The 16,386-nt window shown below is 38.8% G+C and carries 15 protein-coding genes; 9 read left to right on the top strand and 6 right to left on the bottom strand.

Features of this window, described 5'->3' with window-relative positions; translation table 11 throughout:
• Nucleotides 1-97 precede the first annotated feature (97 nt).
• Nucleotides 98-1,714 (bottom strand): bifunctional metallophosphatase/5'-nucleotidase, encoded by a 1,617-nt coding sequence (locus ABXT49_RS04345; RefSeq protein ID WP_416653525.1) that lies wholly within the window; start codon nucleotides 1,712-1,714, stop codon nucleotides 98-100.
• Between the two features lie 173 nt (nucleotides 1,715-1,887).
• Between ABXT49_RS04345 and ABXT49_RS04340 the strand changes: the two genes are divergently transcribed.
• The 3 genes from ABXT49_RS04340 (at nucleotide 1,888) to ABXT49_RS04330 (ending at nucleotide 5,168) form a co-directional block, all read left to right on the top strand.
• Nucleotides 1,888-3,036 carry an aromatic ring-hydroxylating oxygenase subunit alpha gene (locus ABXT49_RS04340; RefSeq protein WP_416653498.1) on the top strand — a complete coding sequence of 383 codons (1,149 nt, stop codon included), beginning with the start codon at nucleotides 1,888-1,890 and terminating at the stop codon, nucleotides 3,034-3,036.
• Nucleotides 3,037-3,149: 113 nt separating this feature from the next.
• Nucleotides 3,150-4,130 carry an aldo/keto reductase gene (locus tag ABXT49_RS04335; RefSeq protein ID WP_416653497.1) on the top strand — a complete coding sequence of 327 codons (981 nt, stop codon included), beginning with the start codon at nucleotides 3,150-3,152 and terminating at the stop codon, nucleotides 4,128-4,130.
• Nucleotides 4,131-4,244: 114 nt separating this feature from the next.
• On the top strand, nucleotides 4,245-5,168 hold the full coding sequence (locus tag ABXT49_RS04330) for a DMT family transporter (protein ID WP_416653496.1): 924 nt from the start codon (nucleotides 4,245-4,247) through the stop codon (nucleotides 5,166-5,168).
• 16 nt (nucleotides 5,169-5,184) lie between these two features.
• On the opposite strand, the gene ABXT49_RS04325 is transcribed toward ABXT49_RS04330, so the two are convergent.
• From ABXT49_RS04325 to ABXT49_RS04315, 3 genes are all read right to left on the bottom strand, one after another.
• The gene (locus ABXT49_RS04325; protein WP_271541713.1) at nucleotides 5,185-5,379 is read right to left on the bottom strand and encodes a hypothetical protein; all 195 of its coding nucleotides are present in this window, start codon (nucleotides 5,377-5,379) and stop codon (nucleotides 5,185-5,187) included.
• 13 nt (nucleotides 5,380-5,392) lie between these two features.
• Nucleotides 5,393-6,400, bottom strand: a complete 1,008-nt coding sequence (locus tag ABXT49_RS04320; protein WP_416653495.1) for a YeiH family protein — start codon at nucleotides 6,398-6,400, stop codon at nucleotides 5,393-5,395.
• A 102-nt stretch (nucleotides 6,401-6,502) separates the two neighbouring features.
• Nucleotides 6,503-6,673: a hypothetical protein gene (locus tag ABXT49_RS04315; protein WP_416653494.1), complete on the bottom strand. Its 171-nt coding sequence runs from the start codon at nucleotides 6,671-6,673 to the stop codon at nucleotides 6,503-6,505.
• Nucleotides 6,674-6,821: 148 nt separating this feature from the next.
• Here ABXT49_RS04315 and fdxA point away from each other — a divergent pair, with 148 nt between their 5' ends.
• The 6 genes from fdxA (at nucleotide 6,822) to ABXT49_RS04285 (ending at nucleotide 13,665) form a co-directional block, all read left to right on the top strand.
• Nucleotides 6,822-7,172 (top strand): ferredoxin FdxA, encoded by a 351-nt coding sequence (gene fdxA, locus ABXT49_RS04310; RefSeq protein ID WP_271541719.1) that lies wholly within the window; start codon nucleotides 6,822-6,824, stop codon nucleotides 7,170-7,172.
• Nucleotides 7,173-7,528: 356 nt separating this feature from the next.
• A complete protein-coding gene (locus tag ABXT49_RS04305) occupies nucleotides 7,529-9,100 on the top strand; it encodes a Re/Si-specific NAD(P)(+) transhydrogenase subunit alpha (RefSeq protein WP_416653493.1) in 1,572 nt (523 codons plus the stop codon).
• A 13-nt stretch (nucleotides 9,101-9,113) separates the two neighbouring features.
• Entirely contained in the window at nucleotides 9,114-10,547 is a 1,434-nt protein-coding gene (locus ABXT49_RS04300; RefSeq protein WP_416653524.1) for an NAD(P)(+) transhydrogenase (Re/Si-specific) subunit beta, read from the top strand.
• 135 nt (nucleotides 10,548-10,682) lie between these two features.
• A complete protein-coding gene (gene tdh / locus ABXT49_RS04295; protein ID WP_416653492.1) occupies nucleotides 10,683-11,717 on the top strand; it encodes an L-threonine 3-dehydrogenase in 1,035 nt (344 codons plus the stop codon).
• Nucleotides 11,718-11,731: 14 nt separating this feature from the next.
• Nucleotides 11,732-12,925: a glycine C-acetyltransferase gene (gene kbl, locus ABXT49_RS04290; protein ID WP_416653491.1), complete on the top strand. Its 1,194-nt coding sequence runs from the start codon at nucleotides 11,732-11,734 to the stop codon at nucleotides 12,923-12,925.
• A 353-nt stretch (nucleotides 12,926-13,278) separates the two neighbouring features.
• Complete coding sequence (locus ABXT49_RS04285; RefSeq protein ID WP_416653490.1) at nucleotides 13,279-13,665, top strand: SHOCT domain-containing protein; 387 nt, start codon at nucleotides 13,279-13,281, stop codon at nucleotides 13,663-13,665.
• A gap of 58 nt (nucleotides 13,666-13,723) precedes the next feature.
• Here ABXT49_RS04285 and ABXT49_RS04280 read toward each other — a convergent pair whose 3' ends face one another.
• Both ABXT49_RS04280 and ABXT49_RS04275 read right to left on the bottom strand, forming a co-directional pair.
• A complete protein-coding gene (locus ABXT49_RS04280) occupies nucleotides 13,724-14,881 on the bottom strand; it encodes a DUF1501 domain-containing protein (RefSeq protein WP_416653489.1) in 1,158 nt (385 codons plus the stop codon).
• Complete coding sequence (locus ABXT49_RS04275) at nucleotides 14,874-16,325, bottom strand: DUF1800 family protein (protein ID WP_416653488.1); 1,452 nt, start codon at nucleotides 16,323-16,325, stop codon at nucleotides 14,874-14,876. Before ABXT49_RS04275 ends, ABXT49_RS04280 begins: the two co-directional genes overlap by 8 nt.
• Nucleotides 16,326-16,386 lie beyond the last annotated feature (61 nt).

Genomic DNA, 16,386 nt, shown 5'->3' with positions numbered 1-16,386 from the left:
AACAATGGTTTTTTTTGACCCTTTTTTTAACAGTTTTTGAGCTATTTAAAAGTAGAAACTAATAAAAAAAAGGGCCCTATTAGGGCCCTTTTAAAAATTACTTAACTTGCGTAATTCGATTATCAGTGAAACCTGAGTAACCTGGATTTGCCTTAATATAATCAACAACAACATCGGCTAGATCTGGACCAAAGTCATAGATATCGGTTGCAGACCTGAACATTTTATAACCATCACCACCAGCACGAATAAAGTTATTAGAAACCATACCGTATGTACCGTATAGATTCAGAGCACTAAAAGACCCATTACTCTCTTGGATTTCAATTGAAGTCACCCTTTCATTAGTAGGTTTTGACGCATCAAATGAGAAGCGCATTCCTGAAACCTGAGGGAATCGGCCCGAACCATCCTCAACTTGACTAACGCCATTTTCAATCGCTGCAAGTAACTGCTTACCCGTAACTTTGAAAGTTGACATTGTGTTTTGGAAAGGAAGAATAGTCATAATCTCGCCCAATGTAACCTGCCCAGCATCAAGAGAGGCTCGAATACCTCCTGAGTTTGCAAGAGCAATCGAATAACCTTTTTCCATTCCTGCCGCTCTCATTGCGTCCGTTATCATATTACCCATATCACATTCTTGAACTCGGCAAACAGCTCTATCGCCATTTAAAGAGCTAGAAACGTTTCCAACTAGAGTTTCTTTAAGATCTGTTATTGGCTTCTCTAATTCATCTAAGCGAGCAACTATTTGACTATTCTCATTGACAGAGCCGTCAATCGTAATTGGCTCACCTGTTGCAGAGATAACCTCACCTTCATCATCAAAGACAACTGAGAGCTCACCTAAGTATTTACCATAGGCATAAGCTTGTACAATTTGAGTGCCATTAACAACGGTTGGATAAGGTCCTTTTGCTCTATCGCTAATATTTGATAGATAAGCATTATCATGACCACCAACAATTACATCAATACCTGTTGTGTTGGCTGCAATTTCTTTGTCAATTTCGTATGAAGAATGTGACATAAGTATGATTATGCCAACTCCAGCTGCTGTCAAAGAATCGACCTCAGCTTGCGCAGCAGTAATAGCATCAGTGAATATAATATTATCACCAGGACTCGAAATATCAACAACGTCCTCTGTAACAAGGCCTATCAGTCCAATTTTATGACCACTTCTCTCTATGACCGTTGATTTTTGTAGCTTACCCTTAAGTTCTGGCTCCATATCAACATTTGCATTTGCCATAAGCACTGGAAAGTTAACCGCATCCATAAATGCTCTTAAGGTTTCAGGGCCATCATCAAACTCATGGTTTCCAACAGTCATTCCATCGTAACCAAGTTTATTCATCATTTCTGCTGCAACCTTACCCTTATAAAGGTTATAGAAAAGAGTCCCTTGGAACTGATCACCACCATCTAAAAGTACTGTATTTTCATGTCTTGAACGTGCATCCTCAATTGCTGTAATTAGACGAGCGGAGCCGCCAAAACATTTTCCTTCAGCATTATTCTCAGCAGAGCAATTATTATCGTACTTACTGATAGGCCTAAAACGAGCATGAAAATCATTTGTATGAAGTATTGTTAAGTTAAGAACCTTGTGACTTGCAGCTATTGACGATTGGCTAAAGAAGCCCAATGTAACAAAAAAGCTCAAAAGCACACCTGGAATTATTTTTTGCAAACCTATTGAATGCATTTTGTATAAGTGTTTCAAAATTACTCTCCCCTGTAATTAAAAAAATAGTTGAGGTTATATTGTAATCCTATTTAATATATTATTTATCAAAATATTTATTATGGGTAGACTCATGCTCTAATGTAATTCAAAATAACAATGTATTATTTAAAAATCAATTAAAACAATTAACGATGAAAAACAGCGAGAAAATTGAAAATAAACTACTAAAAAATCTAAAGCTATGCACGTTACCACTGCCGCATAGAAGGAGCCTCCCTTTTGAATTCTATTGGCAGAATTCTATTTTTACACAAGAAAAAAAACGTATTTTTACAGATCAATGGTTAGGGTTAGGTCGTGCAGATAGATTGATGCTTCCGGGTGAATATGAAGCATTAGAGTTATGTGGTCAAGCACTTTTATTGATTCGTGATCAAGATAAAGCTTTGCGGTTATATGCAAATACCTGTAGGCATCGCGGCGCTAAGTTGTTAGAGGGTAACGGACAATGCCAAGCAATTAGTTGCCCTTTTCATGGCTGGACATATTCACAAGATGGAGTCCTAATTCACGCCAAAGAGATGGATAAAAACCCAAATTTTGATTTCGCAGAGCACTCACTAATTGAGTATGACCTAAAAGAAGTTGAAGGCTTTTTGTTTGCTTTTATTGGGAGTGAGTCAACAAGTTTAGAGAAGCAGTTAGGCGATTTTGCAAAACTTCATAAGCCTTGGGCATTGAACGATCTTGTGACGACACGGCGTCAAGCCTTTGAAGTGCAGTGTAATTGGAAGGCATTTTTAGATGTTTTTAATGAATACTACCACCTGAACAACGTGCACCCAACCAGCATCGATAATCTCTATTGGAAGCCTGAAGAGTCAGACATTACATTGGGTGACTATGCGAGTCAGTTTGGACTTACCTCTGGAACTGGCGCCCTACTTGAAACGCAACAACTCAGCGCTTTACCAAAAATGACGAGTTTAACTGAGCCTTGGAGCCTTGGAGCTCGGTATAGCTGGATTTTTCCAAATATGACTTTTGCAGCAAGCCAAGAGGCGATCTGGGTTTATGAAGCCACTCCAATTAGTTCAGAGCGCTGCCAAATACGTCAAAGCATTTGTTTTCCAAAAAATACAACAGAGCTCCCTGGTTTTAATGAAAAGTCTCAGGCCTATTATCAGCGCCTTGATGACGCCATGAGTGAGGACATTATTGCTCTAGAGAATCAACATAAAGGGCTTCGAAATTCACCATCACTTCAAGGTCAATTTTCTCCTCTAATGGAAGAAAACGTTGCCTCATTTTGTAACTGGTATGCGACTAGGATGATATAGATACAATACAAGTTTTTATTAATTAACAACTCTGTAGTACTTGAGTTGAATTAAAAATATATAGTAAAAAGTTATTAGTGGTAAAAAGTAGTTTTAATAGGCTTCAAATAAAAATGAAATACAGAGATTTTTCAGATACTGGATGGAAAACATCAGAAATTGGCTTAGGTTGTTGGGCTATCGGTTCTGAGTGGGGAGAAGTATCACCTAAAGATGCGAGAGAAGTGTTAAAAACCTCTCTTGACAATGGGGTAAATTTTTTTGATACTGCAGATGTTTATGGGGATGGAAGAAGTGAAAAGTTTGTTGGTGAGCTTATAAATTCCACGTCAGAAAAAATATTTGTTGCGACAAAATCTGGAAGACGCTTAAACCCTCATACTCCTGAAGGGTACAACTTCAAAAACATTGAAAAATTTATTGATAGATCTCTAATCAACTTAAGGGTAGATTGTATTGACCTGCTTCAATTACATTGTCCTCCAGGCGAAATCTGTCCTAAAAAAGAAACCTATGAAATGATGGATGAGTTCGTTAAGCTCGGAAAAATAGCCAACTATGGTGTTAGCGTCGAAAAAGTCTCCGAGGCTATGGATGCAATACAATTTCCAAATGTGAAAAGCATTCAAATTATATTCAATATATTTAGACAAAAACCTGCTGAAATATTTTTTAAAGAGGCCGCAAAGAGAGACGTTGGAATTATTGCAAGAGTACCTCTTGCGAGTGGTCTTTTGACTGGAAAAATGAATTTAAAATCAAAATTTCCTTCAAATGATCATCGAAACTACAACATTAATGGTGATGCTTTTGATGTTGGTGAGACCTTCTCTGGGGTAAGCTTCAAGAAAGGACTAGAAGCTGTTGAACGACTAAAAAGTTTAATTCCAGATAATTATTCATTAGCAGACTTGGCTTTAAAGTGGATCTTAATGCACGATGAAGTTAGTGTTGTTATCCCAGGAGCAAAAAACAAATCACAGGCCCTAATGAATCTAAAAGCATCAGATCTTAAAGAAATCTCATCTTTACTGCCTGCTATTAATGCTGTTTATGATGATCTTATTAAGGCTGATATTCATAGCCGTTGGTAATTTTTATTCAATAAGACAAGCGTTAAAAACCTACTAAATAACAAATGGATATCTGTTATGCCAATTAAAGTAAAAAAAACTAGGACAAATCTTAACTGATAGCTGCTTTTTTTTATGACATCAAACATAGAAACTTCAATGGCCACTAGAGAGTGGCTGATGCTAGTTGTTTTATCAATTTTTTGGGGTGGCTCATTTTTCTTTGTTGAAATTGCCCTACAAGATTTTTCAGCGCTTACTATAGTGGCCTTGAGAGTGTCTATTGCAACAATTCTGCTGTGGACAATCGTGCTTTATACAAAACTCCATGTGCCATTCTCACTTAAGTTGTGGCTATCATTTTTAATAATGGGAATACTCAATAACGCCATTCCCTTCTCATTAATTACCTGGGGTCAGACTCAGATTGATGCAGGCCTTGCATCTATCTTTAATTCAGCTGTGCCCTTCTTTGCTGTAATTATGGCAGGACTTTTTCTGCCAGATGAGAAAGTAAGCTCAAGGAAGGTTATAGGCGTGGTGATTGGTTTTATTGGGGTATCGATAATGATTGGCTTTCCTGAAAAAATAGAGACTGGAAAAACGCTCGCACAGCTCGCTATTCTTTTAGCTGGAATTTCGTATTCTTTTGCAGGAACATTTGGTAGGCGTTTCAAAAAGATGGGAGTTAATCCAATTGTCATAGCGGCCGGTCAAACAGCCGCATCATCCCTAGTCATGATCCCAATTGCGCTCGGCATGGACGGAATCCCAGATGTTAGCGCAGCATCTTTCGAGTCACTATTTTCAGTGTTTGCTCTTGCAGTTATATCGACCGCCCTTGCCTATGTAATGTATTTCAAAATTCTTGGCTCAGCTGGGGCAATCAATTTATCTTTGGTAAGCTTTTTAGTTCCAATTTCTGCAATTTTACTTGGAGTGCTGGTGCTCAATGAAAGCTTAGAGAGAATACACTTTGTGGGTATGGGCCTTATTGGATTTGGTTTGATTACAATCGATGGCCGCATGTGGACACTAATCAAAGCCAAGTTTGCCTAAGTCAAGTCAGAGTGATTTATTTAACTACTGAGTCCCCTTCTATAGCGTTATCTTCTTTCATTAGGATTGGCCTCCCATCTGGCGTGCTTAAGGGAATAATTTTTCCGTTGTAACGAGCACAAAGCGTTGGGCTGTTTTGCTTTTTACTTCCTAAATTCACCTCTAAATCCACCAAAACCAATTCAGCATCTAAAACCTCTATAACCTTCATTTTTTCTCCTTTGTTAGATGAAGTCGGTTGACACAGCGAGAATTGCAATACCAAGTAACGCGACAGTTTGTAAGACCATAAGCGCTATTGATTTTCCGCCTAGCTCCATCATTGACTTAAGTGATGTGGAAACGCCGAGCCCTGCAATAGCGAACACTAAAAACCATTGGGAGACATCGGCAAGAAACCCCGTTAGGATCTGAGGTATGAATCCGATGCTATTTACAATTAAGCATAAGGCAAAGCCAAGAGCAAACCAAGGAAAAGCTTTAGGACTAATAGTTCCAAGCTCATCATCGCCCTTTAATAAAAGTGCAATAATAATTACGATGAACGGTAGCATTGAAATTCTCAGTAGCTTAATAAAGGTAGCCACATCACCAGTCTCATTAGACACAGCATAGCCAGCACCGACTACCTGGGCAACATCATGGATGGTTGCACCAATAAGGATTCCAATCTCAACGTCACTGAAGCCCCCTACTGAAAACAAAATAGGATAGGCAATCATCGCAAAGGTTGAGAGCCCTGTTACGCATACAACGACGAATAAAGTGTCACGATGTCTTTCTTTCCAATTAGGGAGGACGGAAGCAACAGCGAGCGCTGCAGCTGCGCCGCAAATTGAGACAGCGCACGCAGTTAAAAGTCCAAAAAGATAACGCCTACCCATTAACTTCGCGATGAACCAACTAATTGCAATTGACGAAAGCACAAGTATAGGAACAAGTAAAAGTACATTCGTACCAAGACCTAAAATTTGATCAAGCGTAACTCTAAAGCCTAATAATGCGACACCAAAGCGAAGAATTTTTTTACTTGAAAACTCTATGCCTGGAGCGCAGCGCTCATCGGTTGCTAGAAAGTTAAAGGCAATACCAATAAGGAGTGCAAAGAGCATCACTGGTGCTTTGTAGTGAAGGCTTAGAAATCCTGCTGCTGCGGCTATTGTCCCAACAACAATTAGGCCAGGGAAAAGCCCATTAAGTCGATCTTGTAATTTAATAATCAAGGAATTCATTTACAAAGGTATTTAAGGTAATTGATACGGCGAGTCATTTTAAATCAATATAGATCTAAAGTGGTGCAATGGTTTTTTAATTAATCACCCTGCAAATAAATATTAACTCTCTTCTTTTAAAGCCTTATCCAATCTACTTAGTGAGCCGGGATTCCAGTCAGAATTATGAGTGTCTGACTCTTCAGACCTTGCATTGGTAGCCATTATTGCTTTTTCTTGCAATGATAATTTCTTTTTCTTCTTGGTTTTTAGTTCTTCATTCTGTTTTTTCATAGTTCTCTCAGCTAATTGAAGTAAAGCTATTACTCCTTAATTGTACTCTTTTTGATGTTTGTTGTATTTCATGTTTTTATTCTTAATAGAATGTGTTCAAATTAACACAGAGTTATATTTTTAGTTTCTATTATTTGGATGAAGTCAAATGGCCTACGTAGTAACCGATGGTTGTATTAAATGTAAGCACCTAGATTGTGTTGAGGTGTGTCCAGTAGATTGTTTCTACGAAGGTGAAAACACACTAGTTATTAACCCAGATGAGTGTATTGATTGTGATGTCTGCGTCCCAGAGTGTCCAGTTGAGGCTATATTGCCTGATACTGACCCTGTTGGCGTTAAATGGTTAGAGTTCAATAGAAAATACAGCACTGACATGAATTGGCCAGTCATTACTGAAAATAGTGGTCCAGACCCTGAGCATGAAAAATATCACCCGGATAATTTTCCAGATGGAAAGATGCATCTATTTTCTGAAAAGCCCGGGAAAGGTGATTAATTATGTTGGGACTAGACAAATCTTTGCTCTCTTTTGTATTTATGGGGTAGATTAAACCATAATATTTTTAAGTTTATCGCTCTAATAATCTTCAATTTATTCAACTAAAATTCATTTATCAAAAACATCTTTATTTTCCTATTGACTCAGATTAGTATAACGAATTTTTAATTCAATTAACTATGACAACTATTATTATCATATATATGTAAACATATATATCTATTATTGATAGTATGTTATAATATTTAAATATAAAAAATGAAATGCACTGCCAGTTATGAAATTTAATATTTGGTAATGTATTTGCAAAGTTTTAATACGGTGAAAGGCCGCGTCATAGAAGGACGAAAATTATGAAAATTGGCGCTCTTAAAGAAACCTCTTCAGGTGAACGGCGTGTTGCCTTAACTCCAGATAGTGCAATTAAGCTAAAAAAGCTTAGTCATGAGTGCCTAGTCGAAACGGGAGCTGGTATTGCAGCTGGCTTTATTGATAAGCAATATGAAGATGTTGGCGTTGAGATCTGCAAATCTGGTGAAGCGCTTATAAAGGCAAGTGATGTGATTGTTAAGGTTCAGCCGCCAAGTGAATCTGAAATCAAAAAACTTTCATCCTCCAAGATACTTATATCTTTTTTCTATCCAAGCGCTAATGAAGCGTTAATGGAAACGGCTAAATCTAAAGAGGCTAGCGTTATCGCCATGGATATGGTGCCACGCATTAGTCGCGCTCAAAAAATGGATGCATTATCTTCTATGGCCAATATTTCAGGCTATCGCGCAGTGATTGAGGCGGGTAACAACTTTGGCCGTTTTTTTACTGGCCAGATGACAGCGGCTGGTAAAGTACCACCAGCAAAGGTCTTAGTAGTTGGCGCCGGTGTTGCTGGACTTGCAGCAATTGGCACTTCTACCTCTCTTGGGGCTATCACCTATGCATTTGATGTTCGCCCAGAAGTTGCCGAGCAGGTAGAGTCTATGGGCGCTGAATTTGTTTTCTTAGATTTTGCAGATGAACAATCCAATAACTCCTCAACTGGAGGTTATGCTGCTGTATCTTCGCCTGAATTTACTAACGCTCAATTAGCTAAGTTCCGAGAGATTGCACCTGACATGGATATTGTTATCACTACTGCTTTGATTCCTAATCGAGAAGCCCCTGAGCTTTGGACTAAGGATATGGTTGCCAGTATGAAACCAGGATCAGTGATAGTGGATCTCGCCGCTGAAAAGGGTGGAAATTGCAAGCTTACTGTTATTGATGAGCGCATTATTACAGATAATGGCGTGATTATTATTGGTTATACAGATTTTCCAAGCCGGATGGCGGCTCAGGCGAGCACTCTTTATGCCAGTAATATTCGCCACATGATTGAAGATTTGACTCCCAATAAAGATGGAGTGATAGCTCATGATATGGAGGATGATGTCATCCGCGGCGCAACGGTCATTCATAATGGAGAGATTACTTTTCCTCCTCCGCCTCCAAAAGTACAGGCTATTGCCACGATTCAAAAAGCAAGGGTTCCAGATAAAACCCCTGAAGAGGTTCGAGCTGATGAGGTTGTAGCCTTTAAAAAACAGACTAAAAACCAAGTGATATTACTTTTAGTTGGAGGCACATTGTTATTCTTAGTTGGAAGCTATGCACCAGCAAGTTTTATGCAGCACTTTATTGTTTTTATCTTATCTGTTTTTGTTGGTTTTCAAGTGATTTGGAATGTTAGCCACTCTCTTCATACGCCACTAATGGCTGTGACCAATGCGATTTCATCAATCATAATATTGGGAGCAATACTTCAGATAAACTCATCCAGCTCTATAGTCATGATTCTTGCTGCGATATCAGTGTTTTTTGCTGGTATCAATATATTTGGTGGTTTCCTTGTAACGAGGCGCATGCTTGCCATGTTCCAGAAATCTTAATGAGGCTGGCGTCATGGAAATAGGGTTTACTTCTGCTGTTTATGTTCTTGCAGCGGTGTTATTTATTCTATCACTTGGTGGGCTCTCTGGTCAGGAAAGCGCAAAACGTGCCGTCTGGTATGGTATTACTGGAATGGCCTTAGCTGTATCTGCCACCCTACTAGGCCCTGGATTAGGGCATTGGTGGCTCTCACTGGCTCTGATTGCAGCAGGTGGTTTGATAGGTTACCTTTTAGCGTCGAAAGTAGGAATGACTGAAATGCCAGAGTTAGTCGCTGGTATGCATGCTTTGGTTGGTCTTGCCGCGGTATTTGTGGGCTTTAACACTCATTTTGAACTTGTCAATATTGCTTCTATGGATGATACTGCCAAGAAAATGTTAGGAGGGTTTTCAGGGCTACTTGCTAAAAAGTCAGTTGTAGAGATAAACATTCTTCGTGTTGAGACAGCTTTGGGTATCTGGATTGGTGCTGTTACTTTTACAGGCTCAGTGATTGCTTATAGCAAGCTAGCTGGAAAAGTAACTTCAGAAGCTATCAAACTTCCTGGGGGTCACTTTCTTAATGCAACTGCAGCTATAGTGTCAGTATTGTCTGTAGCTTGGTATTTAAATTCTGGTGAGTTATTGTCGATGATCATTCTGATGGTCATGGCTTTATTTATTGGTTACCACCTTATCATGGGTATTGGTGGTGCAGATATGCCGGTAGTTGTATCGATGCTGAATTCATATTCAGGTTGGGCTGCTGCTGCGATTGGATTTAGTCTTGGTAATGACCTTTTGATTGTTGTTGGAGCTTTAGTAGGATCATCAGGCGCTATTTTATCCTACATCATGTGTAAAGCCATGAATCGGTCCTTTGTGAGCGTAATCCTTGGTGGCTTTGGTGGTTCATCTGGCCCTCAAATGCAGATTAATGGAGAGCAGGTTTCTATTGATGTAGATGGTGTTGCCTCTGTATTAAATGAAGCTGAAAGTATCGTAATAATCCCAGGTTATGGTATGGCTGTTGCCCAAGCTCAACAATCAGTGTCTGAATTAGCGCGTAAGTTAATAGCTCAGGGAAAAAATGTTCGCTTTGCAATCCATCCAGTAGCTGGTCGCTTGCCAGGTCATATGAATGTGCTTCTAGCAGAGGCACGGGTACCTTATGACATCGTTATGGAGATGGAGGAGATTAATGATGACTTCCCAGATACCGATGTGGCTATTGTAATTGGATCTAATGATATTGTGAATCCAGCTGCTCAAGAAGACCCAAACAGCCCAATTGCAGGCATGCCTGTATTAGAATGCTGGAAGGCTAAACAAGTATTTGTCTCCAAACGGGGTCAGGGAACAGGATATTCTGGAATAGAAAATCCATTATTCTTTAAAGAGAATGCAAGAATGTTCTACGGGGATGCAAAAGAATCTATCGATAAACTCTTACCACTTATAGACTAATTAAATAAGAACTATTTATAATCTAGAATTTGAGAATCAACTAAACGTCTATAGCCCCTTTCTATAAAATGATATATCAATTATTGATATAAATTCTACTCACTAATATTTTTTTAAACAACTAAGGATTGTATTGTGAAAGCATTAGTTAAAAGCCACTCAGAGAAAGGGATTTGGCTTGAAGAAGTACCCATGCCAGAGGTAAGCAGTAACGATGTGCTCGTCAAAGTTCACAAAACTGCAATTTGTGGTACTGACATACATATTTATAATTGGGATGCATGGGCAAAAAAAACCATATCTGTGCCAATGACAACAGGTCATGAATTCGCTGGAGTTATAGCTGAGTTAGGTGAAAGTGTTGTTGGATTAAAGGTTGGTGATCTGGTTTCTGCTGAGGGTCATATAGTTTGCAATCGATGCCGTAACTGCCTAGGTGGACGCAAACACCTGTGTCCTAATACTGTTGGGATTGGAGTTAATCGAAACGGGTCTTTTGCAGAGTATGTATCGGTTCCAGCAGAAAATGTATTTAAACCAAGTGTCAAAATTTCAGCGGACTTACTAGCCTGTTTCGACCCTTATGGGAATGCAGTTCATACCGCACTTTCATTTGATATGGTGGGAGAGGATATTTTAATAACTGGCGCAGGTCCAATTGGAATTATGGCTGCAATGGTTGCTGCTCATAGTGGTGCTCGTAATATAGTAATTACTGATTTAAATGAATATCGCCTTAATTTAGTTAAAGAAATCTTACCAAAAGTAATCACTGTTAATGTAGAAAAAAATCAAATCACGAAAGAATTAATGGAAAGTTTAGGTATTTTTGAAGGCTTTGATGTTGGCTTTGAAATGTCAGGTTCTCCTCAGGCATTTGGGGAGATGCTTAATAAAATGATTAATGGCGGCAAGGTAGCAATGCTGGCCATCATGCCTTCGGGTTCTGGTATTGATTGGGACTTGGTTGTATTCAAAGGGTTACATATAAAAGGTATTTATGGTCGTGAGATTTTTGAGACTTGGTACAAAGGCTCTATGATGGTACAAAGTGGGCTCCCACTTGAAAAAATTATTACCCACCATTACCACTACAAAGACTTCCAGAAGGGTTTTGATGTAATGTGTTCAGGCCAATCTGGCAAAGTCATCCTCAATTGGGAAGATTAATTTAAGGGATTTTAATGAGTTTTAAAAGTGCAAAAGTGAGCTTAGAAAAAGATTTAAATGCCATTAAAGAGGCAAGTTTATGGAAAACTGAACGCGTCATTGCATCTGATCAAAAAAATCAAATTACACTTGAAGGTGGCACTGATGTGATCAATATGTGCGCGAACAATTATCTTGGTTTAGCAAACCATTCTGAGGTAATTCAAGCAGCCAAAGATAGTTTCAGTGATTGGGGTTTTGGCTTGTCATCTGTCCGCTTTATTTGCGGTACTCAGAGCATCCATAAAAAACTTGAACACAAGGTAAGTGAATTTCTTGGCATGGAAGATACGATTCTCTATGCAGCTTGTTTTGATGCCAATACAGGACTCTTTGAAACAATTTTATCTAAGGATGATGCGGTTATATCTGATGAACTCAACCATGCTTCAATCATTGATGGTGTTCGTCTTTGTAAGGCCGCTCGATTTCGTTATAAGCACAATGATATGAGCGATCTTGAAGCAAACCTACTTGAAGCTAAAGAGAGTGGAGCTAGACGTATTCTAATTACAACTGACGGTGTCTTTTCGATGGATGGCACTATTGCGCAGCTCAACAAAATATGTGATTTGGCTGATAAGTATGATGCTATGGTCCATCATGATGACTGTCATGCGACTGGCTTTATAGGAAAGACAGGCCGTGGAGTTCATGAATATTGTGATGTGATTGACCGTGTTGATATTATTACTGGAACCTTTGGCAAAGCGCTTGGTGGTGGCTCGGGTGGCTTCACCTCAGGTCGTCAAGAAATCATTGATATGTTAAGGCAAGGCTCCAGACCCTATTTATTTTCAAATACTGTCGCGCCTTCGATATGTGCAGCCTCGATTAAAGTACTAGAGATGCTCTCAAACTCTACAGAACTGAGAGATCATCTAGAAAAAAATACGCATTACTTTCGTCAAGGTATGCAAGAAGCAGGCTTTAATGTAGATGATGGCGTTCATCCAATTGTTCCAGTCATGTTAGGTGATGCCAAATTAGCACAAAAGATGTCAGTCAAACTTCTAAAAAAGGGGATTTATGCAATTGGTTTTTTCTTTCCTGTAGTGCCAAAAGGCAAAGCAAGAATCAGAGTACAAATATCAGCTGGACATACTAAAGGTGATTTAGATAAAGCAATTGAAGCTTTTTCCTCTACTTATAAGGATTTATCAGATTAAAGAAAAACAATTAATCGATACTGAAGTGGAGGGTGTAAGTTTCGACTAATCACGCACCTACAGCCTTTCTTTATAAGGATATATCAATTAATGGTGTAAATTCTCCTCACTAATCTACTCAAAAAATAAATTATTTATTTAATAATTTAATGCTAATTAAATATACCTACTATCCTTCTCATATACATTCAGAGTTTGAAGTTACGGGGCTCATTGAGCTCGGCTAACTATTAATAATAACCTACTTCACACATCGGAGGAGGTTTGGATAATAGTTCAATTTGCAATATATCAAATGAGTTATAAATAATCATGGTATTCTATTTCTAATTAAATTTGAATTTGGTACTTCTATGAAAAGACTACTTCTCCTTTTAATTCTATCCTTCCTCTCGACTGCAGGTTATAGTGGCACTTCTTATGCCCCTGAAGATTCTTCTGAAGATCCTCCTGCACCACCCCCGAGTAAAAATTGTCCTGATGGTGGTGAACCAACAAAGAGTATTTCTGATGATGGTTTTTATTTTGTATACACTTGTGGAGGTGTGCCACCAGTACCTATAGTATCTCCAGAAGCCAAAGTTTCGTCTGAAACAGCAGCAGATAAGTCAACACCAGGAGATTTGGGAGAAGATGACTATATTTCAAAGATTAAAGAAGTAAAAGCACTATTAGATTCAGGGATTATTAGTGAAGAACAGTTTGAACAAATGACGCAAAAGATAATCGACAATATTTAATATTCATAAGGTATTAAATATGAATAGCGCTTAGTTTATTCAAAGAGATAAAAAGCTTTTACGAAAAAATATAGTCATAGACACGAGGCAACTTAGGAGTGAAAAAAATCTCACTCGCGATTCTATCGTGTTCGAGCCCTAATGATCTTTCAATGCATGCAGCACAAACTGAACGGTAATCTAATGTAGCCATCAAATCTCTACCTTCAAATTGTTCTTTTTTACTTAGCCCTGGCCATTGTGTTAAGATGCGGCTTTTTGAAATAGTACCACCTGCTAGAAGGCCAACACTTCCATAACCATGATCAGTTCCCATTGTACCGTTGACAGCCACAGTTCTGCCAAACTCTGTCAAAGTTAGTATTATGCTTCTATCCCAAGCATCTCCAAGACCTTCACGGAAGCCAGCAATGACGTCGTCGAGTACCTCCAGTTGCATGGCATGATTATCATTCCTATCATTACCATCATCTGAGACCTGATTGGCGTGTGTGTCAAATGTGCCTACGCGTATTACAGAAGCGACAGGGCCATTTTCTTTGGACATCTCTTTGCCAGCATATTCAGCCAAACTGACGGGGTTTCTTGGAACTAGTGACGCCTTTGTGCTTTTTTTACTAAGCTTGGAAAAAATTTCAGCTTCATCTTTACTATGAGACATTGAGATTAGATTAATTAAATCACTCTTTAGAGTTGAGTTTCTAATGCTTGCAGGGTAAAAATTATCGATATCTTTATTTCCTCTGAGAATTAAAGGCATGTCAAGTGAAAAAGCTTTGCCTGGAACCTGTGCTAGATCAAGCGACCTACCCAGCCAGCCTGTTTTTTCAGCAAACGGGCTGAGCCCGCCGCTTTGCATTAAGTTTTGTCCTTCGAAGTGCGACCTTCTGACATAAGGAAAAGAGGTAGCATGGACAATCGAGGCATTATTTTTTACCATTAATCTTGAAAAGTTGGGAAGTGATGGGTGAAGGCCAAAGAATGAGTTGATTATCGTAAAACCTTTGGGTGTTATTTTTTGTCTCATTGTTATAAGGTTTGGATCTCCATAAGGTGGGACAGCAGTCAGACCATCCATTCCACCTTCCAAAAGGATAACCGAAATATTTCCAGGTGGTTTGTCTTTCGTATAGCCGGAAATAGGAACGCCTGAAAGAAACAACGAAGCTCCAGAAAATTTTAGAAAATCTCTTCTTGATATTTTATATTTAGACACTTTTTAACCCCATCAATTCAGGACTGCACATCAAGGCAACAAAACGACTTCCTTTTTCACCTCCTGCACTCTCGACCAGATTACGTGTGGTCATATTTGCCCCAATCCTGTCCATTATTTCTTCTGGTGAAGTTTTAGGTTTTCCAACTTTGTATATAGCATCAGCAAACCTTAAACGACGCTCAAACATTTCAACTGAAGACCATTCCTCTTTTTTACTCAAATAGCCATCAGGTTGCCTATCACTCCAAAAACTCTGGCCTAATTCCTCAAATATATCTTCTACATCCATTAATTCATTATCGTAGTTATATATATTTTGCCAACCCTTGAAGAAGGTTGCATCACTAAGCCTTATAACCTGAAAAAGCCACATCATAGGCCACTGAAATTTATCATCTTTAGAATTAATAGCGCGATCAATGACAGCAGAATGTATCTGGTCTAGGTCGCCTTTTCCACGTCTCCATGAATTAGCAATGTAGTCAATGTCTTTTTTCTGCGGATTTTCGCTTACAAAGTGTTGGCAGAGTTTTTCTGAAAGATGCATTATCGTGTATTCGTTTGAAGCAAGATAATCAGTCAATTGACGAAGTCCACCCTTGCCTGTAACGATTTCCTTGTCCAGTACTTTTTTATTACCAGGCTCGGCGTATCGAGTTTTATACATATCCCAGTGGTCTTTAGTGCCTCCTTTTTTCTTTAATTTTTCTACACTATCGCCAAGATATGTTCCCCATCCTGCCAAAGTTTTTGCCGTCTGTCTGATGTCATTTTCGCTGTAACCTGCCTTTTGTGAGACGGTATGAAGCTCCAACAACTCCCTTCCCAAATTGTCGTTTAGGCCTGACTGGCAATCTACTTTTAGTTTGCACGAAATGTTATGCTTTGAGTTCTCTCCAGCACTCCATATATTGTCTAGATAAGCCAACATCCCAGGATGCGTAGTTACTTTGTATAACATATTGGAAAACGAACCATTCAAGTTGGCTAAAATCGCTTCCTCCATTGCATGTCCAACCACTTGCCAAGCACCATTACTGTTGCTAATTGTGAAATGGTTAGCCCAAAACGACATCAAGCGCATTCTGATTTGGTCTTTGCCATAGACGTTTCGATGGGCAAATTTCATTTCATCTTTCTTTTCCATGCGGTTATCTTCTCTGTTCGCTCGCTTTGCTGACTCAAGCTCTTGGCCATCTTTTCTTTCCTCCTCTTTTTTCTTGTTTTCTCTGTATAGTCTAAAAAGCCTAGCGCGTTCTTCAAGGTCAGGCTGCATGGACTGAGGCCAAGTCTCAACTTTTCCAGTCTTGCGGCTAATTCCAAGTACTGGAGAATCGGCATGTAATTGAGAGATTGCCCAATTTTTTATGTCTTTGGGTAGCTTAGTACCTGGACGAAACATGAGGCCAATTTTTTGAGCAACTCTAAATTGTTCATTCATTTATTTGAGTTCAAAAAATTAATTTACATAAAAATTAAGTATATCACTCTGGAATGTATTT

Origin of the sequence: Candidatus Pseudothioglobus sp. Uisw_086, from assembly GCF_048085745.1 — a bacterium.
Classification (GTDB): Bacteria; Pseudomonadota; Gammaproteobacteria; order PS1; family Pseudothioglobaceae; genus Pseudothioglobus.
The sequence above is the reverse complement of the archived record's forward strand: the minus strand, read 5'-3'. Positions and strand labels throughout refer to the sequence as shown.